Here is a 21,995-nt window from a genome sequence, read left to right as displayed (position 1 = left end):
GCACTTTCTACTTTACACAGAAAGAACCATTTATTTTTTTATTTAATTTTCATTAATCTTAGTCCATTCAATGTAACAAAGATAGTTGCTCCCATGTCTGCTACAATAGCTAACCATAATGTTAACCAGCCTGGAATAATAAGTAGTAAAGCTAATAATTTTAATACAAGAGATAATGTAATATTTTGTTTAATAATGCTCAATGTTTTTCGACTAAGGCGAATCAAGAATGGTAATTTTTCTAAATCATCGCCCATTAAAGCGATATCTGCAGTTTCTAATGCAGTATCCGTTCCTGCACCACCCATAGCAATACCAACACTTGCAGCAGCGAGTGCAGGAGCGTCATTAACACCATCACCAATCATAGCTACTTTTGAATAGTCATTTTTAAGTGATTTGATGTAGTCTAACTTATCTTGTGGCATTAAATCACCTTTAATATCAGTCACGCCAACCTCTTGTCCGATTGCTTGGGCTGTATGTTGATTATCACCAGTCAACATAATTGTATGTTTGATTCCTGCTTGATGCAACTGATTGATAACAGATTGACTTGTTTCTCTCAATTTATCAGCAACAGCAATAATAGCAAGTATTTCTGTTGCTGTTCCAAAAATCATAGCCGTTTTTCCTTCTTTTTGAAGTAACTCATATTGAGCTTTGAGACTCTGATTTTGATTAAGTTCTGTATCAAACAATTTTGAACTTCCAATAAAATAGGTAACTCCATCAATATCTGCTTGAACGCCTTTTCCAGTAATAGAAGTGAAATTATCAATAGTTATATGATCTATTGATAATTTTCTATGACTTAACTCTTTCATAATAGCTGAAGCTAAGGGGTGTTGTGAATATGATTCCAAAGCAGCTATTTTCATGAAATTATCTGATTCTTTAGAAGTATCTACTGACATATAATCAGTTACAACAGGCTCACCTTCAGTTAATGTACCAGTTTTGTCAAAGGCAATTGCTTTAAGTCCACCAACTTCTTCTAAGTAAATACCGCCTTTAATCAGAACGCCATTTTTAGCAGCATTACTAATTGCTGAAACGATAGAAACAGGTGTTGAGATAACTAAGGAACATGGGCAGCCAACAACAAGTAAAGATAATCCTTGGTATAGCCAAGTATTCCAATCTCCACCAAAGAATAAAGGTGGGACAACAACTACTAATAGGGCAATCAGCATAATAGCAGGTGTGTAGTACTTAGCAAATTTATCAACAAAAGCCTGTGCTGGTGCACGTTCGTCTTGTGCTTCTTCCACTAAATGAATAATCTTAGCAATCGTTGAGTCTGTGACTAGCTTGGTTACTTTAACTTCTAATAGTCCTTCCTTATTTAAAGTTCCTGCAAAAACTTCATCATCAACTTTTTTTTCTATTGGAACTGATTCACCAGTGATTGCTGCTTGGTTAACTGATGAACGACCAGTTACAATCACACCATCCATCGCAATCTTTTGTCCAGGTTTAATAATCATAATATCATTTACTTTTATCTCATTAACATGGATTAATTCCTCAACACCATCACGGATAACCAAAGCTTCTTTAGGAGCGATATCCATTAATGAGCGAATCGATTGTCTAGCTTTGTCCATTGAAAATTTTTCTAAAGCTTCACTGACAGCAAATAAAATAACCACAATAGACCCTTCAGACCATTGTCCAATGATAGAAGCACCGATAATAGCAACAGTCATTAATGCCTGCATTGAAAAATTAAGTTTTAACAAATCTGTTATACCTTCTTTAAATAAGCTAAAACCACCAATCAAGATAGCCGTAATATATAAACCAATCGTTACAGGTGCTGTTTCACCATAAAAACTCTGGTAAATAAAAGCACTTATAATTAAAATGATTGAAACAATTAATGTCCAGTTTTCTTTAATTTTATTCTTTTTGGCATCTTCAGTATCTGTTTTAACAGCTGATTCATCAATTATTTTTAGCTTTTCAAATGCTCCTGCTTTTTCAATTTCTTCAATCGAAACATCACCTGTGACAGATATTTTCCCCACGCTAAAACTTACTTTAGCATCTGTTACTTCAGGTAGTTCCTTAACATTCTTTTCAAATTTAGCTGAACAGTCAGGACAACTAAGTCCCTCTACTTTGTATTCTTTACTAGACATGAATATCAGCTCCTGTATTTAAGGTCATTCCAAACTCAATAATATCTACAAGTTCCCTATTCTTCAGTCGATAATACAATAATTTACCTTCTTTTCTAGAATCAACTGCACCAACTTTTTTTAATTGTTGTAAATGATGGGATGTATTAGCGATAGTTGCATTTAAAATGTTAGCCAAATCGCAAACACAAAGTTCCTCTTTAATCGTTAAACTTTTTAATATTTTAAATCTTTTTTCATCAGCAATTAGTTTTAATTGAGTTAACAGAATATTAAAATCGTTAGTTTCTAATTCTTGCTTACAATCATTTACATATTCAACATGGATTAAATCAACATCACAAGTTCCTTTACTCATGCTAAACACCTCATTCAAATATATATTTGATTATATTGTAATGCGATTCAAATTGATAGTCAAGTATTAATTTGAATGAAAAAGTGTGCAGTAAATCGAGATTTATTGGACACTTATTTTTTTACCTATTTTTCATCGACTGTTTGCTTAAATTGATAGGATACTAAAGATTAATAATTTAGATGTTATAACAGTTGATGTAGTCGAAGCTGCAAGAGACAGTTTAGTAATTGGTATATAAATAAAAAATGGCATTTTCTACTAGATTAGAAAATGCCATTTATTTATTGAAATATTGCCAAATAAAACTAAAATTGACACAGAGACGACGAAGGCAAGTTCATTCGTCAAGAAGTAAAAGAAGACGAAGCAGGCAACTGGGTATTCAGCTTTGATAACTTACCAAAACGTGAAAATGGAAAAATCATTGATTACACGGTAGAAGAAGTGAAAGTAACTGATTACCAAGTAGGCTATGAATTTGATGGAACCCATGCGGATATTTACAACAGCTATACACCTGGTTTGACAAGTGTGGGTGTCAGAAAAGTTTGGAGTGACAGTGACAATCAAGATGGTCTTCGCCCAAATTCGATCAAGGTTCATTTATTAGCAGATGGAGAAGTAGTTGACGAACAGGAATTGACGGCTGAAATGGGCTGGCGCTATATCTTCACTGATTTGGATGAATTCAAAGAAGGTGAAGTTGGCCAGTTAATCGATTATACAGTGGAAGAAGTAGTTCCTGAAGGCTATGAATCAACCGTAGAAGCAATTGATCCTGATGAAGCTTCGGCAAGTAACTTTGCGATTACCAATGTTCATACTCCTGAAGTCATTGATCTTCAAGGAACGAAAACTTGGAACGATGCAGACAATCAAGACGGTAAACGTCCAGACTCTATCACAGTCAAATTGTATGCGCAGCTCGCTGACGATCAAGATCCTACAGAAGTCGGATCAGTCGAAGTAAGTGAAGCAACCGATTGGACCTACACCTTCGAGTCACTTCCAAAATTCAGAGATCAAGGTGTTGAAATTGACTACTTCGCTCGTGAAGAAGCTGTCGATGGGTATACTCCTGAATACACTGCTGATGGTATTATCAACACGCACACACCTGATAAAACCTTTGTAGATGTAGTGAAAATTTGGAAAGACGGCGATGATAAAGAGGGTCTCCGTCCAGATTCGATCAAGGTTCGCTTGTTAGCAGATGGCGAAGTGATCGCTGAACAAGAACTGACTGTTGAAATGAATTGGCGTTATGTCTTCACTGATTTGGATGAATACAAAGAAGGCAAACTCGTTCATTATACTGTAGAAGAAGTTCCTGTAAAAGGTTACGAAACATCTGTCAAAGGCTCTGCGAAAGACGGCTTTGTGATCACTAATAGTCACACACCGAAGGAAACAGAGAAGAAAACTTCTAAACCTCAGACTGGTAAAAAAGTTCGCCGCTATGGCAAACTTCCTCAAACAGGGGAGAGTCAAGGCATGGCAATCATGCTACTTGGTTTAGTCGTGATCTCATTGACTACAGTAGGTTATGTTTATAACCGCAAGCAAAAACAATAAGTCAAGAACCTAAGAATTGAAAATGACACGTTCCGATAAAACGGAGCGTGTCATTTTTTGTAAACATTGTTTCTCTAAAAAAGCCAGCTTGCTAAAATATACTCATTCTCATTGATTTCAGGTATAGTAGATATATAGAAGCAAAATGAGGGGAAAGATTTTTGCTGCAAAATTGACAAACGTAGTCTATAGCAGATCGTTGAAAAATGTACAGAAAGGGAAGGTTGGTTAAACATGAAGAAAATAAGCAAACTGTTGTTTTTTGTCGCTGTTGGTCTTGTAATCGCTAGCTGTGGAACTGAAAACACGACCCAGAGTACAGAGGTTCTTCCTAGTGTTCCTAGTGACACGTCAGAGAGTGAAAATAGCTCAGTCGAAATGGAAGAAACGGATACAGAAGAGACGCATGAGGAAGATACGCCAGAAGCATCGGATCTTAAACGAGTAGGAGAAGCAGGCTATGGTTTTGTCGATATTCCTTCTGACTGGGTAAATTTTCAAGACGTCAATGCTACGGAAGATCTCAGACAGTACAGTGACCTGACAGGTACGTCTATTATTACCTTATTTGTAATGGAGGATTCGCCCAATGATGCTGAGCAAGCCGCGTCCAATTCATGGGCGGGCATGGAAAGTAACGGCGCAGTCGATGTTCAAGGTGCAATCGTTGAGTTGGCTGGTTATGAAACGTATCAGGTTTATGGGATCTATGAGAATGTAGGGATCATGCTAGTCACGTATCATTTTGAAGATGAAGAAGGAAAGCTGCACTATATTTCAGCCGAGTCAAATCAAGGCGGAATTGTGCAGGTGATCGAATTGGTTGAAGACACCTTTTCGTTGACAGAATAAGTTTGTAATGCTGGAAAAAATGTTCATGATTCAATTCAAAAAAAAGGAAGCATCTGTCATTTTCAGGTGCTTTTTTCGTTTTAAAATTGAAGAAGTTCTTTTTTGAAGTTTGACTCTAGACTTTTTTTAAATAACATGCTATAGTAATGAAGTCGTTAAAAAATGGCGGCTGTGGCGAAGGGGTTAACGCACCGGATTGTGGCTCCGGCATTCGTGGGTTCGATTCCCATCAGTCGCCTTTTCTTTGATTATTGGGGTATAGCCAAGCGGTAAGGCAACGGACTTTGACTCCGTCATGCGTTGGTTCGAATCCAGCTACCCCAGTCTTGTTGAGTTCTTCTCCTGATAAAGGAGAGGGACTTTTTCTTTGTATAAAAATAACGCTGCTTCCAACTTTTCTGATGGAAGCAGCGTTTGCTTTTTATTTAAGCAACAGTTGATCGTCTTTTAATTCAGAACCGCTGTTTTTTTGGAAAAGCTCCATTAATTCTGGAACAGTTAGATGGGCTTTTTCTTCACCAGAGATGTCGACAACGATATTCCCTTGATGTAGCATGATCAGACGAGTGCCATATTTGATGGCATCCTCCATGTCATGGGTAACCATGAAAGCTGTTAATTGATTTTCCTTGATCAGACGATCCGTCAATCCCATCACTGTAATAGAGGTTTTTGGATCTAACGCCGCAGTGTGCTCATCTAGCAAGATCAAATCAGGTCTTTCAAGAGTTGCCATCAGTAAGGTGATCGCCTGGCGTTGTCCACCAGACAAGAGTCCAATTTCAGCGGTCAATCGATTTTCCAGACCTAGATTCAAGGTAGCCAGTTGTTCCTTAAAGAAGGGACGATTTTTTTGTTTGACTGCTAAGCCGAATCCTCGACTTTTTCCTCGTTTCAAAGCAAGAGCTAGATTTTCTTCAACGGTCAAACGAACGGCAGTCCCTAGCTTAGGATCTTGAAAGACACGACTGATTGATTTGGCGCGTTTGATCACGGACTGTTTCGAGATGTCTGCGCCATTAAGCAGGATCTTTCCGTTTTTAGTCGGAAGCGCACCGGCAATACTGTTCAGTAAGGTTGATTTTCCAGCACCGTTCCCACCGATGATCGTGATAAATTCTCCCGGCTGGATCGTCAGATCAATTCCTTTTAGCACGTGGTTTTCATTGATCGTTCCAGCTTCGAAGGTTTGGTGTAAGTTTTGAATCGATAATACTGGTTCCATTATTTCACGCCTCCTTTACGCTTGTTCAAGCCCAGCTTGCTGCGTACTTGTGGAAGAGATAAGCAAAGCACCAAGACGATGGCAGAGGCGATTTTTGAATCTGCGGGCTCCACATTTAATTCAAACACAACTGCTAGGATGAAGCGATAGATGATTGCACCAAAAACGATTGTAAACAAACGAATTAGTAAAGACTGATTACGGAACAAGACTTCCGCAATAATGATCGAAGCCAAACCGATAACGATCGTCCCCACACCAGAATTCAAATCAGCAAAGCCATTGTTCTGTGCGATCAGGGAACCTGATAAAGCGATACAACCATTAGAGATCATATAGCCGATCATTTTCATGTTGTCTGTGTTGATGCCGTTTGCTTCACTCATATCGATATTGTCACCCGTTGCACGAATCGCTAGTCCTAATTCTGTTCGGAAAAATAGGAACAATACTAAGATCACAAATAAGGCAACGATTCCTCCAACGATGATCGTCGCATTGATTTTAGTCAAACCTGTTTCTTGCAACCAGCTGTAAATCGTTTTTTCTCCCAGCAAGGCAATATTTGGCGCACCCATGACACGGGAAGTGATCGAGTAGAGACCAGTCATCGTGATGATCCCAGCCAGTAGTGCAGGAATTTTGAGCTTTGTATGAAGTAATCCTGAGACCAAACCAGCTAGTACACCTCCGCAGAAACCTAAAACTGTTGCAGTTAGTGGTGAGAAGCCGCTAGTAATACTGATGGCAGCGATCCCTGCTCCAAGTGGGAAGCTTCCTTCAGCAGTCAGGTCAGCAATATCTAAAATACGATAGGTGATAAAGACCCCGATGGCTAATAGTGCCCAAACAACTCCTTGAGAAGTTGCGGATTGTAATAGAACAAATAAATTGTTGATAATACCCATAATTGATTCCTCAAATCTAATAAAATAATGGAATAGAGGATGAGAAAAAATCATCCTCTATTCATAAGTGACGGTTTATTCAGGTGCTGTGATACTTGCTGGATCGATGCCTAGTGCTTCTGCCATATCTTCGTTGACCACTAGCTCCAAATCGTTAGCAGTTTCAACTGGCATGCTGCTTGGTTCTGCATCGCCATCAAGAATTTTAGCGGCCATCACACCTGTTTGTTTTCCTAGTGAATGGTAGTCGATACCGAATGTTGTCAATGCACCAGCTTCTACTTGTTCAATAGAGGCAGCAACGATTGGTGTTTTTGTTTCTTTGGCTACTTCACCAACGATTGCAGCGGCATTAGCAAAGGTATTGTCTGTTGGGATGTAGATACCATCCACATCTTTTGCCAAGCTTGTAGTGACTTGTTGTACGTCGTTTGTAGTGTTGGCTGTCAATACGCGGACATCTACTCCAGATTCAACTAGCGCTGCTTCAGCGATATCTGCTTGGATCTTAGAGTTTACTTCTCCGGCATTGTACATAATTCCGATCGTTTTAGGTTCTTCAATCACACTTAGCAATAGTGCAATTTGTTTTTCGATAGGTACCATATCTGTTGTTCCTGTTACGTTTCTTCCAGGTTCTTCATTTGATTCCACTAATTTTGCTTCTACTAGATCTGTTACAGCTGTTACGACGATCGGGATATCCGATGTTTCATTTGCCAAAGACTGAGCAGAAGGAGTAGCGATACCCAGTAGTAGATCAGAATTGTCTTTGACTAATTTCTCACTCATACTTTTTAGGTTATCTTGATTGTTTTGAGCATTTTGGTAATCGATCTCTAAGTTTTCGCCTTCGACATAACCGCCCTCAGCCAAACCTTCTTTGAAGCCTTCATAAGCTGCATCCAATGAACCATGCTGAACGATCTGAACCACACCGACTTTTTTGACGTCGCTGCCGCCATCGCCTGATGAACTTTCATTTCCGCCGTTACCGCATGCCGCTAGTGCAAGTACACTTAATGCGACCAAACCAGATGTGATCATTTTTCTCATTTTCATTTTTCTTCCCCCTCATAGTTATTGAAACAAAAAATCCATCTAGACAGTGGTCTAAATGGATAGAAAAGTACATTCTAATCAATGATTTCTTAGCCATTTAGGTATTGTCTACAATGGCTGATTTATTTCAAGCAAATTGCTCTAGCCACAATAGATTACGAAGTTTTTCGCCGCTTGTACCCAATGTGCTGAATACAAGCCTATCTAAAATAGCTAAAGTAAGTATTATTCAACTGTGTTCGTAATTTTAGATTCATCATCGTCAATCTCCTTCACATTGAATTGTTCTTAGTATAAAAGAAAAGTGTAGAAAAAGTCAATCAAAATTTTAAATTTTCTGAATTTTGTTCACAAGAAAAAAGTTGGAAAATTTTTTCGAATTTTTGCTACTATCCCCCCTTCAAATTAGAAGAAAAAACACCCTCTCGAGAGAAAGGGTGTTTAGACTAAAATGGACGATAATCTCGTACGGTGTTTTTGATCTCAGTGATACTAAAGGGTGTATTGTCATCAAAGAATTGGTCAGTATCAGTATTCAATTTATCTTGAAATAGTTGTTCATAAGTCTCGATCGTTAATTTTTCTCTTTGATCCAGTAAGGTGTGGTGTCGGTTTTTACAGAGAGCTTTCTCAAAATCCGGCACTAGATTACCGCTGAAAAATTCGGAGACCGCTCCTGATCCATAACTGAACAATCCGATCCGAGAACCGGCAGACAGCTCTTCTGAATTTTCTAAAAGTGAGAGCAATCCAAGATATAGCGAGCCGGTGTAGAGATTGCCGACACGGCGACTATAAACGATACTTTCTTCGTATCTTGAAAGGATTCGTTCCTGCTCAGCTTCCGTCTCTTCTTCCAAGATGGCGAGCAACGCTTTTTTGCCCATTTTTGTATAGGGAATATGAAAAGCCAACGCTTGATAATCAGCCATTTGGCGTTTGTTTCGGCGCTTGTTTTCTTCCCAGACCTTTTGGAAGGACTGGATGTAGGTCTCATTGGACAGAGGTCCATCAACTAGCGGATAGTCGTGACCAACTGGACGCCAAAAGTCATAAATATCCTGAGTCAGCATGACACTGTCATCATTCAAGCTCAAAATCCGTGGATTCGCAGTCACTAGCATGGCCACAGCTCCCGCACCCTGGGTAGGCTCTCCACCGGAATTTAGTCCGTAGCGGGCAATATCTGTAGCAACTACTAATACTTTGCTTTCTGGATGTAGGGTCACATGATTTTTGGCAAACTGTAGTCCGGCAGTTCCGCCGTAGCAGGCTTCCTTGATCTCAAATGAACGAGCAAAGGGCTGCACGCCTAGTAAACGATGTAGTACGACAGATGCTGCTTTTGATTCATCGATCCCAGACTCAGTGGCGACGATGACTGTATCGATCGTTTCTAAATCTTCTTCCGTTAAAATAGTTTTTGCGGCATTTGCAGCGAAAGTGATGATGTCTTGGGTCTTGGTGTTGATCGCCATCTGATCTTGTCCGATCCCGATGTGAAATTTATTCGGATCAACATCACGTGCATGAGCCAAATCCGTCATATCGATATAATAAGGTGGAACAAAAAAACTGATTTTATCTATACCAACCGTCATATGTAGTCTCCTTTGATAGTGATTTACTTGGTCTACATCTGTTTGTGACATTAGATGTAAGTAATGGGGCGTTCCTATTGATTTTAACATAGCTAAAGTGATTAATATAGCCAAAAAAACTTGTGTAAAAGTAACAGAGAAATCTTTTTCCATTTAATAAACTATCATACTTTGTGAAAATTTTGGGGAAAAATAGGATAATTTAAACTTTGTTAAAGATTCCTAACAAAAAATTAGTTATAATAAAGAGAATGTTTGTTTTTAAAAGGAAGCATGCTATAGTCATTTTGGAGGTGGCGAAGTGGAAGAAGTTGTAATTATAGATGCCTTGAGAACGCCGATCGGCAGGTATCGAGGACAATTTTCTCAACTCTCAGCAGTTGAGCTGGGGACGTTCGTGACAAAAGCGCTTATTGAAAGAAATCCATTTCTACAATTAGAAGTCAAACAGGTTATTTTCGGAAATGTGTTACAGGCTGGTAATGGGCAAAATCCAGCCAGACAAATCGCCTTGAATAGCGGACTGTCTCATGACGTACCAGCGTCAACGATCAATGAGGTTTGCGGTTCAGGCTTAAAAGCGATCGCTTTAGCTCGTCAGGCGATTCGTTTAGGTGAAGCAGAGGTCATCTTAGCTGGCGGTGTCGAAAGTATGAGTCAGGCACCTTACGTTTCACGCTTTGACAAAGAAACAGAGTCCTATACTCAACCTAAATCAGTTATGATCCAGGATGGATTAACAGATGCCTTCAGTGGCAAACACATGGGACTGACCGCAGAAAATGTCGCAGAACGCTTCGGTGTTTCTCGTCAGCAGCAAGATGCTTTTGCTTATGCTTCTCAGAAAAAAGCGGCTCAGGCACAGGAAGCTGGATTTTTCGATGCGGAGATCCTGCCTGTTGAAGTAGCGGGAACAGTGTATTCAAAAGATGAAGGGGTGCGTCCAGACACGAGTGTAGAAAAACTTGGGACGCTACGAACAGTTTTTAAAGAAAACGGAACGGTAACGGCCGGAAATGCCTCAACAATCAACGACGGGGCCTCTGCGATCGTGCTGACATCAAAGCGATTTGCAGAAGAACATCAGCTGTCCTATCTAGCGATTATCAAAGACGTGACAGAAGTCGGGATCGATCCTAGTATCATGGGGATCTCACCGATCAAGGCGATCCGCACTCTGGTAGAACGTAATGACCTGTCACTAGATGCGATCGATCTATTTGAGATCAATGAGGCCTTTGCTGCTTCTTCACTAGTGGTTCAATCTGACCTAGGGATTCCGGAAGAGAAAATCAATATTTGTGGCGGAGCTGTTTCTCTAGGACATCCAATCGGAGCTACTGGTTCTCGAATCGTCACGACTGCAGCTTATCAGTTGGAGCGTATCAAGGGTCGCTATGGAATTGCTTCCTTGTGTGTAGGTGGAGGTTTAGGACTGGCCTTGTTGTTGGAACGACCAGCCCCAAAAAAAGTAGGCAAAAAGTTCTATCAGCTCACGCGTGAGGAACGCTTGCAACAATTAGTCGATACGAAGGTGATCGATCCAGCGATGAAAAATGAACTGCTACAAATGAGTCTGTCGGAAGAGATTGCCGAGCATTTGATCGAGAATCAAATCAGTGAATTTTCAGTTCCACTAGGTGTGGTACCTTCTGTTCAAGTCAATGACAAAGAATACGTCGTTCCTTTAGCTACAGAAGAACCTTCTGTAGTGGCAGCTTGTAGCAACGGTTCTAAAATGATCGCAGTTTCAGGTGGTTGCGACAGTCGTATGGAGCAAAAGCTGTTGCGAGGACAAATCGTTTTGATGAAGGTAGCGGATCCGCAGATGATTCGTCAAAAAATCGCCGAGCAGAAAAACTGGCTGTTTGAAAAAGCCGCAGAAATCTATCCATCTATTGTTCAGCGGGGTGGTGGACTTCGTAAAATCGAGGTTCGGACTTTTTCGGAAGATCCTTCCTTTTTGTCTGTCGATCTGCTAGTAGATACACAGGATGCGATGGGTGCCAATATGATGAATACGATCTTAGAAGGATTAGCAGCTGTTTTTCGTGAATGGTTTTCTGAAGAAATCTTGTTCAGCATTTTGAGTAACTATACGACAGAAGCGATCGTTACCGCAAAATGTCAAGTTGCTTTTGAAGCTCTGGGAAAAAATGGTGCCGAGATCGCAGAAAAAATTGCTGCAGCCTCTACCTTTGCCCAGCTTGATCCCTATCGTGCAGCAACACATAATAAAGGGATCATGAATGGGATCGAAGCTACGATCTTAGCTACCGGAAATGACACTCGGGCAGTTTCAGCCGCGATCCACGCCTTTGCTGCCAGAGACGGACAGTATCGAGGATTGAGTCAGTGGCAAATTGTCGATGGGCATTTGGAAGGCTCGATTCAGCTTCCGTTGGCACTGGGAACGGTAGGTGGAGCAACCAAGATCTTACCTAAAGCACAGATTGCTTTGCATATGCTAAAGATCACTGATTCCCAAGAATTGGGGGAAGTGATTGCGGCAGTTGGATTGGCACAGAATCTGGCAGCTTTGCGTGCCTTAGTTTCAGAAGGGATCCAAAAAGGACATATGTCTCTGCAGGCGCGTTCTCTTGCTTTGAGTGTTGGTGCAAAGGGAGTCGAGATCCAGCAAGTCGCTGAGACGTTGAAAAAAGGCACAATGAACGAAGCTACTGCCCGTAGAATCTTGGCAGAGCTCCGTCAAGCATAGATAAAAGAAAGAAGCGTTGCACCCTGAAAAGTGCAACGCTTCTTTGACTATAATCGATTGATGACTTCTTCAACATTTTTGATTGTAACAGAGATGGTTCCGTCAGGATTATTCACAAATTCGATCAAATCTGGATTACGGTAAACGTCCAGAGGAACGATCATTTCGATCCCATTGGACAGCTTCAGCTTTTGTTTGCCGTATTTTTTTTCGGAGATTTCTTTGACTTCTCGCAGCATAGGTGCATTATCGACAAAGCCTTTCTCTTTAACTTCCTCCTGAAAGGCCATTTGAGCAGTGATGTTATCTTTAAAGACCTTGACAGCGACCTCTTGTGCATCGATCTGTCCAGTTTCTTCGATGGTTTCAAAAACAGCTTCTTTGACATCTGCGACGATATCGTAAGAAGGGGCCTCAAATTTTTGTCCAATTTTTTCGGCTACTTTTTTGATGACTTTGACATTTTCTTCCAGTGAAGGCAGAGCTTCGGACTCAATGACTTTTGTAGAGAAATAGACTCCTTTTTCACCAGAGAAGGTATATTTCTTTTCGACGAGTTCATAAGCGAGTGTATCCAAATCGATCGTGATACCTTCGTCGGCTTTTTGTGTTTTACCTCCAAGAATCGCTCGGTTGATGATCAGTTTGTTTTGGATTCCTTGTTCATCAGCATCCACAAAATGTGTATAGCCATCCGTATAGTTGACTTTCAAAAAAGCCACCTGCATTTTTGTATCCAGTTCATAAAGAACGACGAAGACATCGGCACTTGGTGCATCCTCACTTTGACGGTAGATTTCATACCAACGTGAGATCAACTGTTCGCTAAAGACAGCAAAAGCTTCCTCGGCTGTTTTTACTAGTTGGGCAATCTCCGAATCTGCGACTAAAATACCTGTCTTTGTTTGCGGAGTAGATAGTTTTTGAATTTTTTTCGTTAAATAATCACGAATGTATTCTGTTGTTAAATCGAGTTCGACCTGTGAGTAGACAGGATCTCCGGCTTCTCGGTCAATGATGTGCAAAATGGCACGCTTTAAATAAATATCCATCAATTTCGCTCCTTTTCCATTCCTTAGTGTACAAGAAAAAGACTTTTCTAGGAAGTAAAAAATGCAAGTTGTCAAAAAAGGTTCCTCTTGCTACACTGGAGAAAAAGAGGAGGGAAAGAGATGGAAATCATGACACGTTTGGACCAGTTGACTGAAGAAGTGCGTCAATCGTTTAGTGAGGATTTTATTTTTCTGATCTACCCAGACAAGGTTCAGCATTATCCGGCAAGAAATTGGAACAAGGCAGATTATTTTGATTCGCTAGAAGAACGACTTGGTACAGATTACAGTTTTACAGAATGGGAAAATAAGGTGGTAGCGATCGCTAAAGATGAGTCAGTAGCAGCAGTTGTCCCTCGTTTTCAGCGAATTACGACGTTGTTTGAGAGTGAATAAAGCACCTTTTTTTCATAGAATTCTCCTTTTCAATACTTTTTCATGAAAATCACTGTTCAACAAAGGATTTTTTTCATATAATCTAAATCGTATTGAAAGGGGAACATTATGAAAAAGAAACAATTAGCAAAACTAAAACAACAATTTCGTCCGTCTTTTGAAACGACTCGGAGAATGGTTTTTGATAGCATGAAAAAACAAGCTCTTGAAAAGTACAACTTGGCTATCCACGTTTTCATCAAAGCGACGAATCAAAATGAAATGGCGATCGAGCTTTTAGGCGAGACGACACGTGATCAAGTAATCACTGTTCCGCTAGATGAGCAGTTCGATTTAGTGATCAAACGAATCCAGCGTCAAGAAAATAATTTGCTGGAACGGTTCAGTGGGAATCTGGTGGAAGAAGTTGCCAGCTACTGGTTACCAAACACTCCAACGCAAACTACTGAAACCACTGAAGTAGTGGAAGAAACAGAAGAGAAAATCGAAGAAAAAACTGAAATAACTGAGTCGAGAGCTTTTGATACATTCAAAGAAAAAATCGAAGCTTTTCCAAAATTCCATGCAGTGAAAGAGGAAGACAAGGTAGTTGTTTTTGAAAAAACAGCCAAGGAAGATCGTCTATTAGCTACGATCTCAATGAAGGAAGAAGCTTCTTTTGTCATTGAATCTGCTTTGGAACGTAAATATAAATTAAAGCTGGAAGTGATTCCAGTGATCGAAGCGTTTGCTCAAACACCTATCAGCGAACGCTAGAAGAGGATGCTACGGCATAAGTATTTTAACAGTGAAATCTCCGAACAAGAGAAGACTGTTCCTAGACTTAGGGACATTCTACTCTCTTGTTCGGAGATTTTTGGTTTCTATTCGATCGGTTTATTGTCCAATATCAGTAAAGCGATCATCACATAAACGATCCAACTGTCTCTTGAATAGAGTGTGTAGCGCGGGACCCATTGGCTGGCGTATTTTTCTTTGTAATCTCTCAACCCTTGGAAAGAATAAAAATGACTGCCAAAGGAATAAATGAGAGAAGCAATCCGTTCTTGGATAAAACTTTTTCGGGAGGTCCCAACATTTGCCAGTGGTGCCATGCCAAGATCGAATGACTGAAAGTTTCCCTTCATGTATTCAAATAAATGAAGAAACAGAAAGTCCATACTGCCGGAAGGAGCTTTTGCCGGATGATGTCGCATCAAATCGATCGTCGTGATCTCATTGTTGTAGCTTGGAATAATATTTGCAAAGGAGACGATCTCGTCTTCACTGTTTTTGACAACTGCTAAAGGATTTCTTTGCAAGTAGTCTTCAGAAAAGAAACCGAGAGAGAAGCCTCGCTCTTTGCGTCCCTCCAGCCATTCCTCTGAGATGTTTTTCAAGACAACCATTGTTTCTTGGTCAAAGGGTGGTTGCAGAACCTCAAACGTAAATCCTTCTTTGGTGATTTTGTTGAAGACTGCTCGGGTACCGCGCATTTTCTTTCCAGCAGTAGAAAAGGTAGCAAGATCTACCAGTGCTTCTTCACCCATTTTGATAAAATCATAGCCAAAATTGTGTAAGAGCATGACCATTTCTTCGCGAGCTTCATAAAATACAGGCTGATAGCACCAACGATCGGTCTCCTCAATAAATGCTTCGATCGCTTTGGGAAAATCTTCTTTTTTACCAGCAGGATCACCCATCACCACACATTTGTTGTTCCATGTATTGAATTGCAGAAAAACGGTCGCTTCTTCTTTATTTGGATAAACGAAGAGTGCTTTGTCTTGAAGGAAGACCAATTCACTGTCGCTGTTCCCACCGTAAGTGTCTAAGATCTTTTGAACGATTGCTTGATCTAATGGGCTGCCGGCTTTTTTCTTAGGTCCTTCTAGCCAACGAATCAACAATAGCAGGCAGAGAGCTACGGTTCCAAAAACGATAAAGCCAGAAAGCCAGATTTTCTCAGAGGGAAGAAGGACAAAATTCATTAAATGGTGAGGGTGGCGATGAGGAAGCTCTGGCAATTGAACCACACCAAGAATCAAATACAGGAGTGTCAAGATACCAAAAACGATCCCGTCAATCGTCAACCATTCCCAGGAATAAACTAGTTGCTCGCGAAAAAGCTCACTTTTTGAAACCACGATGATCATAAATAGTAGAATCAAATAAACGATCGTGATCCAGCTAAAATCGATCAAAAAAGAATACAAGATCGCTGTGCCAATCAGTAGTAAGGTTGGCCAATAGGCACGTTTGACTCTAGCAGCGATTCCTCGTCCCATGATCAGCAAAGTAAAGCCGATCAGTATACTGGGGAACTGTACGATCAGTCGAAAACGAAAAGGATTCAAATGGCTCAGCCAAGGAAAATCAGTAAAAGCCTGAGGAACTGTCGCCAGTAAGACCATCATGATCCCGGAAAAATAAAGCAATCCGACTTCGATCTTATGGAAGAACTCCAAGGTCAGTTGTTTGGGGATCCCGTCATATTTTTCATCAAAGTTGCTGAATAGATGTTTGAAGAAAAATAAGAGACCGATGATCGCTGGCACAAAGTAATAGCACAGACGGAAAAGCAAAAGCCACAAAACGACGACTTCTCGCTCAATTCCTAGAGAAGACAACCCCAGAATCATCATGACATCGAAGGTTCCTAAAGCTCCAGGAATCATGGAAATGATCCCAATAACGATCGCCGAAACAAACAGTGGTGTCACTTCCCAGATAGAAAAAGAAATCCCCATCAGGTAACCAATACTCAAAAAAGCTGTGATCACTCCCGTCCATTCAAGAAACGAAGACAGTAGCAGAGCCAAGCGGAATCTCCTTGCCAATCCTCCGAGGAATCCAGTTTTCTTTAGTGTCGTAATCAGATATAAAAGTGGAAAATAACCACTGCCAATGATCAGCCATAACCAGTATTGCTGTACATATGGGTTTGTGTGAAAAAAATAAATCGCAATAAATGACAGCAGACTATAGATGGAAAGACCTGACAAGGCGAACAAAAGAATTTTAGCCAATGCGTGGAAAATTTCTTTGGACTGTCCTTTTTTTCCATAGAATTCAGAACGCAATCCTACGCTGATTACGCCACCGAATCCAGCAATGTTGTTCAGTGTATTGACGATCCAGCTGGTTTCCATCAGATAACCTGTCGTATTTTCCAGTGCTACTATTTTTTTTAGGGTAAAATCGTAACCCATCATGGGGAAAACAGCCAATAAGCCAATGGCAAGCATCAGAGCAAAACGCCAGAGGGAGATCTCGCTAAATAATAGACGCAGTTGTTCAAAAGAAATTGTTTTGGCGATCGACAGCAGTTCACCACTGACAATAATCAAAAGAATAATGACAAATAAGGATTTAAGTAAGGTTTTATGTTGGGTGATCCAAGAACTAATTGTTTTCATAGGTATTTCCTCCTAAAAAAGACAGAACTTCTTGATTGAAATGAAGAGCGTCTGTTTGTGCTAGTCGATGCCCTTGCTTGGGAACAAGAGCAAAGGTTGCATGGGACAAATGATTGACGATCATTAGGGTATGCTTCAATTTAATCGCATCGTGTTTGCCTACAATGACCAAGGTGGGTGTTTGAATCTGAGTCAAATCTGTATCTGACAGTCCGATATCATGGATCATTAGTTCAGTGATCTGTCGTTTTTCTTCTGCCTGTTGTGAGAAAAAGGACCAGCACCAAAAAAAGAAGTACTGTAAATAAATCAAAAGGATCCAGTAGGTCTTCAGTCCCAAGACTTTTGTGTTACCTGAGTTCAAAACTATTCGATGGACTCGCTCGGGGTATTGATGGGCAAAGACCATTGCGATATTAGCACCATCGCTGAAGCCTAAAATATTGGCTTGACGAATACCTTCGTGATCCATAAGCGTTTTTAAATCAGCTGCTATTTGTTGGAAAGAAAGCTGTTTTGAATGGTTGGTCGAACGACCATGCCCCCGTGTATCTATGACAAATACTTGATATTTTTGCGTAAAGCTGCTGATTTGATGTTCAAAGAAGGAACCATCGTTGTTATTGCCATGTAGTAGGAAGAGTGGAAATCCTGCTCCGTAAATAGTGTAAAAGAGCAAGCTACCATCTGCTGTCTCTACATAATTGTTTGCTATTTTCATGTGTTTCACCTGTTTTCATATTCTCACCTAAAGTATAGTCATTTTCTTTCGATTTTGGTAATGATAGCCTACGAACAATTCTGTAAGGACAGGTGCTGAGTGCTACTTACAGTGAGACAGTCTTCGCTGGTATGACGTCCAGAAGTCAGAGGCTGAGTTTTCTAACATTAGCATTTACAGGAGTTTCTATCAGACAAGCCGAGTAACCAGTCCTAGGAATTCATATCGAACTCTGAACACGGCTGACTTTAAGCAAGATTTTCTCTCCGTTAAGAGGTTCTGGGTAAAGAAAAATTGTAGGTTGATTTTTCGATGTTTTTGCCCGAATCATCGCAAGTTAGCAGAAAAAATTGTTTTTTGTTTAAATTTATTAAATTTTTTCTTTGCAAATGGACAAGCTTTCTGAGAAATAGTAGTCTATAGTCTGACATAAAAAAAGTTGGATGGTAGTATATGAGAAGAAAAAAGAAATCTTATTTTGGCTGCTTCTTTCGGCTGTTGTTTCTTCTGTTACTTGTCGCAGGAGGATACTATCTCTACCATCATTATCGTATTTTGAAGCAGGTCTATCAGTACGAATCAATGGTTGAGACAGCGGTGCAAGAGCAAGGCATTCCGGAATACAAAGATCTGGCAATGGGTATTATCTATACCGAATCAAAAGGGCAAGGTGCCGATCCGATGCAAAGCTCAGAAAGTGCCTATGGAGAACCACAGCAGATTCAAGATCCACAGGAAAGTATCGAGCAGGGAGTTGCCTATCTAGCCAAAGCGATCACAAGAGCTGAAGAGCAGCAAACCGATTTGTGGGCCGCTGTTCAAGCCTATAATTTTGGTTTAGAATATATTGACTATGTTGCAAAAAATGGCGGAGAGAATTCGATAGAATTGGCAGAATCCTACTCTCGGGATATTCTTTCTCCGTTACTGGGAAATGAAGATCAAACAACCTATCGTTATCTCGGCTGGCAGTCGATCATTTACAACGGTGGTTATTTGTATCATAATGGGGGAAACCTTTTTTATGCTGAATTGGTCAAAATAAATGAACAAAAAGTAAAATGGACCGCATTTTGGTTCGAAAGAAATGATGAAGCAGGAGTGTAGACAAAAATGGAAAATAGTAGTCAAGAGGTAAAAAGCAACGGAAAAGATTGGATCTTACGATTTGTTAAAGGAATGTTCATCGGTTCTGGTTTTATTTTACCAGGGGTCAGTGGCGGGGCATTGGCAGCGATCTTTGGTATTTACGAGCGGATCATTTCGTTTTTAGCGCATATCACGAGAAATTTTAAAGAGAATGTGCTGTACTTTATTCCTGTAGGATTAGGTGGCGTGACTGGCGTTTTCCTATTGTCCTTTGGGGTCAGTTTTTTGTTAGGGACCTATGAAACGATCATTTTATGGTTTTTTGTCGGTTGTATTTTAGGAACGATTCCAGCTCTTTGGAAAGAAGCTGGGAAAAAAGGGCGTTCCAATCGGGACATCGTGATCTTGATCGTCAGTTTTGTTGCAGGCTTCCTTTTTTTATGGAAAGGTTCTGGACTGTTTTCAGAAGTCTCACAAAATTTTGGTACATGGATGATTGCTGGCGGTTTGATCGGTTTGGGAATGATCGTTCCAGGTTTGAGTCCTTCTAATTTCCTCCTATATATGGGGATGTACAAAGCGATGTCTGATGGTATCAAAAATGTTGACCTTAGTGTAATCATACCGATCGCGATCGGTGGACTGGCGACGGTTCTAAGCTTATCAAAAGTAATGGACTACATTTTTAGCAAGGCTTACCCGCAACTGTTCCACTTCATCATGGGGATCGTCTTTGCCTCAACGGTAATGATCATCCCAACGAGCTATCCGAACTTTACAGTATTGAACTACCTTGCGTGTGTAGTGATGTGTATTGCAGGAACAGCTCTAGGCGCTTGGATGAGTCGCTTGGAAGAAAAATACAAATAATCGTAAAACAGAAGTGATGATTCACTTCTTTTTTTTAGAAACAAAAAGTTTGAAAATCAAACAGAATATGTTACAATGAATCATGTGAAAAACTGTCTATTTTTAAATCGCGCTGATTTCGATTAGTGCGATTTTTTAACCGAATAGATAAGATCCTTCTTCATAGGAGGTGAGTGTCAGTGGCAAGGATACCACAGCATGTCATTGATGATATTCGCAGTCGGACGAATATTGTTGAAGTGATTGGACAATACGTCCAATTGAAAAAATCCGGCAGTAAGAATTATTCCGGTCTGTGTCCTTTCCATAATGAAAAGACGCCGTCGTTTTCCGTTGCAGAGGATAAACAATTCTATCATTGTTTTGGTTGTGGTCGGGGCGGCAATGTCTTTAATTTTGTTCAGGAAATCGAAGGGGTATCTTTTGGTGAATCGGTAGCCAAGGTGGCAGAGCTGGAAAATATCCCATTGGCAGAAAATTATCGACAAGCTACCAGAGAAAACGAAGACAATTCTAAGACACATCAGCTGATCACCTTGCATGAAAAAGCTAGTGAAGTGTATCATCATATGCTGGTGCATACAACTGCAGGGCAAGAAGCATTGGACTATCTGCTTCAGCGTGGGTTGACAGAAGAGTTGATCGAGGAATTTCAAATCGGTTTTGCGCCAAACCAGCGAGAATTTTTAGAACGGATTTTTCAAAATGAAGAAATGGATCCTCAGCATTTTTCCGAGACAGGTTTGTTTGTAGAGCGGGATGATGGCAGTTTGGCCGATCGTTTCTATCAGAGAATTATGTTTCCGATCCGTAATTTTCAAGGAAAAATTATTGGTTTTTCCGGTCGTTGGCTGCAGACAGAGAGCTTTCCAGGAGAAGATCAGCCGAAGTATTTGAATAGTCCCGAAACAGCACTATTCAACAAACGGGAGACCCTGTTTAACTATGACAAAGCGCGTAGTACGATTCGTAAAGAAGGAACGGTCTTTTTGTTTGAAGGTTTTATGGATGTACTGGCTGCGTGGCAGGCAGGGATTCAAAATGGGATCGCCTCGATGGGAACGAGCTTGACGAGTCAACAGATTGCTGCCATAGAACGGGTTTCAAAAGAACTGATTCTTTGTTACGATGGAGACAAAGCAGGGATCGAAGCAACCAATCGCGGGATCGAGCTTTTGCAAGAGAACAGTCGATTGCAGTTAGCGATCGTCAGTATCCCTGAACGGTTGGATCCAGATGAATACCTGCGTAAATATGGAGAAGAGGCTTTTCGAGAGATCGCCTATCACGGGCGAGAATCTGTCTTTTCTTTTAAAATGCGTTATCGTCGTTTGAATCGCAATCTGGCTAATGAACGTGAACAACTCGCGTATGTTCAAGATCTGCTCCAGGATTTACTCCAAGTAGATTCTTTGCTAGAGCAAGACCGTTATTTGACACAATTATCTACGGAGTTTCAGATCAGTCGAGAGACGTTACAGCAGCAACTGCGCCAAATGAAACAGTCACGACGAAGAGAACAGCAACAGCCAATGCCAGTAGACCATGGTCTGCCGACAATGCCGGCACCGCCGACTGTGACACGAAAAACACAATTGGAAAAAGCCGAAGAACTATTGCTGTACCGCTTATTTAACGAAAATTCTCTGAACCAGTGTTTCAAAAAAATGGACCTCTCTTTCCCACATGATCGTTATCAGGAACTCTATGTCCTGTTCGATGCGTATATTGAGATGGAAGGAGAATTTTTACTGGCAAAATTCCTTGATTTTTTAAAGGATGAGCAAAGCAAACACTTAGTCATTGCAATTGCCTCTTTAAATGTTCCAGAAGAAAGTACGGAACAGGAGTTTCAAGATCTGATTCGGATCATCCAAACGTCCAGCCTTGTTGAAGAAATCAATCAAAAGAAAATCCAGCAGCAAGAAGCTAGTCAAAAAGGAAATCAGCAATTGGAATTGGAACTGGCAGTTGAAATAATAAATCTTACAAAGCAATTGAAACAAGCCAAATAGCACA

At 40.4% G+C, this 21,995-nt stretch carries 17 protein-coding genes, 2 tRNA genes and 1 pseudogene; 11 read left to right on the top strand and 9 right to left on the bottom strand.

Translation table 11 applies throughout. From position 1 onward, the window contains the following. Positions 1-38: 38 nt before the first annotated feature. A complete protein-coding gene (locus ACWODM_RS10345) occupies positions 39-2,147 on the bottom strand; it encodes a heavy metal translocating P-type ATPase (RefSeq protein ID WP_455321299.1) in 2,109 nt (702 codons plus the stop codon). Next, on the bottom strand, positions 2,140-2,505 hold the full coding sequence (locus ACWODM_RS10340) for an ArsR/SmtB family transcription factor (protein WP_455321298.1): 366 nt from the start codon (positions 2,503-2,505) through the stop codon (positions 2,140-2,142). The genes ACWODM_RS10345 and ACWODM_RS10340 overlap by 8 nt, the downstream gene beginning before the upstream one ends. A 127-nt stretch (positions 2,506-2,632) precedes the next feature. Here ACWODM_RS10340 and ACWODM_RS10335 point away from each other — a divergent pair. The 5 genes and pseudogenes from ACWODM_RS10335 to ACWODM_RS10315 form a co-directional block, all read left to right on the top strand. Beyond that, positions 2,633-2,746: pseudogene (locus tag ACWODM_RS10335) on the top strand (AAA family ATPase); the annotation flags it as partial. 101 nt (positions 2,747-2,847) lie between these two features. Further along, complete coding sequence (locus ACWODM_RS10330; protein ID WP_455321327.1) at positions 2,848-4,083, top strand: Cna B-type domain-containing protein; 1,236 nt, start codon at positions 2,848-2,850, stop codon at positions 4,081-4,083. Between the two features lie 234 nt (positions 4,084-4,317). Further along, entirely contained in the window at positions 4,318-4,935 is a 618-nt protein-coding gene (locus ACWODM_RS10325) for a hypothetical protein (protein ID WP_455321297.1), read from the top strand. Between the two features lie 165 nt (positions 4,936-5,100). Further along, positions 5,101-5,173: transfer RNA gene (locus ACWODM_RS10320), tRNA-His, on the top strand. A 14-nt stretch (positions 5,174-5,187) separates the two neighbouring features. Beyond that, positions 5,188-5,259 (top strand) — tRNA-Gln (locus ACWODM_RS10315). A gap of 97 nt (positions 5,260-5,356) precedes the next feature. On the opposite strand, the gene ACWODM_RS10310 is transcribed toward ACWODM_RS10315, so the two are convergent. The 4 genes from ACWODM_RS10310 to ACWODM_RS10295 form a co-directional block, all read right to left on the bottom strand. After that, a complete protein-coding gene (locus tag ACWODM_RS10310) occupies positions 5,357-6,160 on the bottom strand; it encodes an ABC transporter ATP-binding protein (protein ID WP_455321296.1) in 804 nt (267 codons plus the stop codon). After that, the gene (locus ACWODM_RS10305; protein ID WP_455321295.1) at positions 6,160-7,068 is read right to left on the bottom strand and encodes an ABC transporter permease; all 909 of its coding nucleotides are present in this window, start codon (positions 7,066-7,068) and stop codon (positions 6,160-6,162) included. Before ACWODM_RS10305 ends, ACWODM_RS10310 begins: the two co-directional genes overlap by 1 nt. A gap of 75 nt (positions 7,069-7,143) precedes the next feature. Continuing rightward, positions 7,144-8,130, bottom strand: a complete 987-nt coding sequence (locus ACWODM_RS10300; protein WP_455321294.1) for an ABC transporter substrate-binding protein — start codon at positions 8,128-8,130, stop codon at positions 7,144-7,146. Positions 8,131-8,576: 446 nt separating this feature from the next. Next, on the bottom strand, positions 8,577-9,731 hold the full coding sequence (locus tag ACWODM_RS10295; RefSeq protein ID WP_455321293.1) for a hydroxymethylglutaryl-CoA synthase: 1,155 nt from the start codon (positions 9,729-9,731) through the stop codon (positions 8,577-8,579). Between the two features lie 301 nt (positions 9,732-10,032). On the opposite strand from ACWODM_RS10295, the gene ACWODM_RS10290 reads away from it, so the two are divergent. Next, a complete protein-coding gene (locus tag ACWODM_RS10290) occupies positions 10,033-12,450 on the top strand; it encodes a hydroxymethylglutaryl-CoA reductase, degradative (RefSeq protein WP_455321292.1) in 2,418 nt (805 codons plus the stop codon). A gap of 47 nt (positions 12,451-12,497) precedes the next feature. Here ACWODM_RS10290 and ACWODM_RS10285 read toward each other — a convergent pair whose 3' ends face one another. Next, positions 12,498-13,502 (bottom strand): nucleoid-associated protein, encoded by a 1,005-nt coding sequence (locus ACWODM_RS10285; RefSeq protein WP_455321291.1) that lies wholly within the window; start codon positions 13,500-13,502, stop codon positions 12,498-12,500. 120 nt (positions 13,503-13,622) lie between these two features. On the opposite strand from ACWODM_RS10285, the gene ACWODM_RS10280 reads away from it, so the two are divergent. Both ACWODM_RS10280 and ACWODM_RS10275 read left to right on the top strand, forming a co-directional pair. After that, a complete protein-coding gene (locus ACWODM_RS10280) occupies positions 13,623-13,898 on the top strand; it encodes a hypothetical protein (RefSeq protein WP_455321290.1) in 276 nt (91 codons plus the stop codon). Positions 13,899-14,006: 108 nt separating this feature from the next. Continuing rightward, on the top strand, positions 14,007-14,654 hold the full coding sequence (locus ACWODM_RS10275; RefSeq protein ID WP_455321289.1) for a hypothetical protein: 648 nt from the start codon (positions 14,007-14,009) through the stop codon (positions 14,652-14,654). Between the two features lie 107 nt (positions 14,655-14,761). Here the strand turns inward: ACWODM_RS10275 and mprF are convergent, their stop codons facing one another. Both mprF and ACWODM_RS10265 read right to left on the bottom strand, forming a co-directional pair. Further along, positions 14,762-17,296, bottom strand: a complete 2,535-nt coding sequence (mprF, locus tag ACWODM_RS10270) for a bifunctional lysylphosphatidylglycerol flippase/synthetase MprF (RefSeq protein ID WP_455321288.1) — start codon at positions 17,294-17,296, stop codon at positions 14,762-14,764. Next, positions 17,283-18,017, bottom strand: coding sequence for an alpha/beta fold hydrolase (locus ACWODM_RS10265; RefSeq protein WP_455321287.1), 735 nt, complete (start codon positions 18,015-18,017; stop codon positions 17,283-17,285). The genes mprF and ACWODM_RS10265 overlap by 14 nt, the downstream gene beginning before the upstream one ends. 453 nt (positions 18,018-18,470) lie before the next feature. Here ACWODM_RS10265 and ACWODM_RS10260 point away from each other — a divergent pair, with 453 nt between their 5' ends. From ACWODM_RS10260 to dnaG, 3 genes are all read left to right on the top strand, one after another. After that, the gene (locus ACWODM_RS10260; RefSeq protein WP_455321286.1) at positions 18,471-19,124 is read left to right on the top strand and encodes a lysozyme family protein; all 654 of its coding nucleotides are present in this window, start codon (positions 18,471-18,473) and stop codon (positions 19,122-19,124) included. A 6-nt stretch (positions 19,125-19,130) separates the two neighbouring features. Further along, positions 19,131-19,976: a DUF368 domain-containing protein gene (locus ACWODM_RS10255; protein ID WP_455321285.1), complete on the top strand. Its 846-nt coding sequence runs from the start codon at positions 19,131-19,133 to the stop codon at positions 19,974-19,976. 179 nt (positions 19,977-20,155) lie between these two features. After that, the gene (gene dnaG, locus ACWODM_RS10250; protein ID WP_455321284.1) at positions 20,156-21,991 is read left to right on the top strand and encodes a DNA primase; all 1,836 of its coding nucleotides are present in this window, start codon (positions 20,156-20,158) and stop codon (positions 21,989-21,991) included. The last annotated feature ends 4 nt before the right edge of the window (positions 21,992-21,995 follow it).

It is taken from the genome of Enterococcus olivae (genome assembly GCF_053760925.1).
This window is presented reverse-complemented; position numbering and strand designations above follow the sequence as displayed.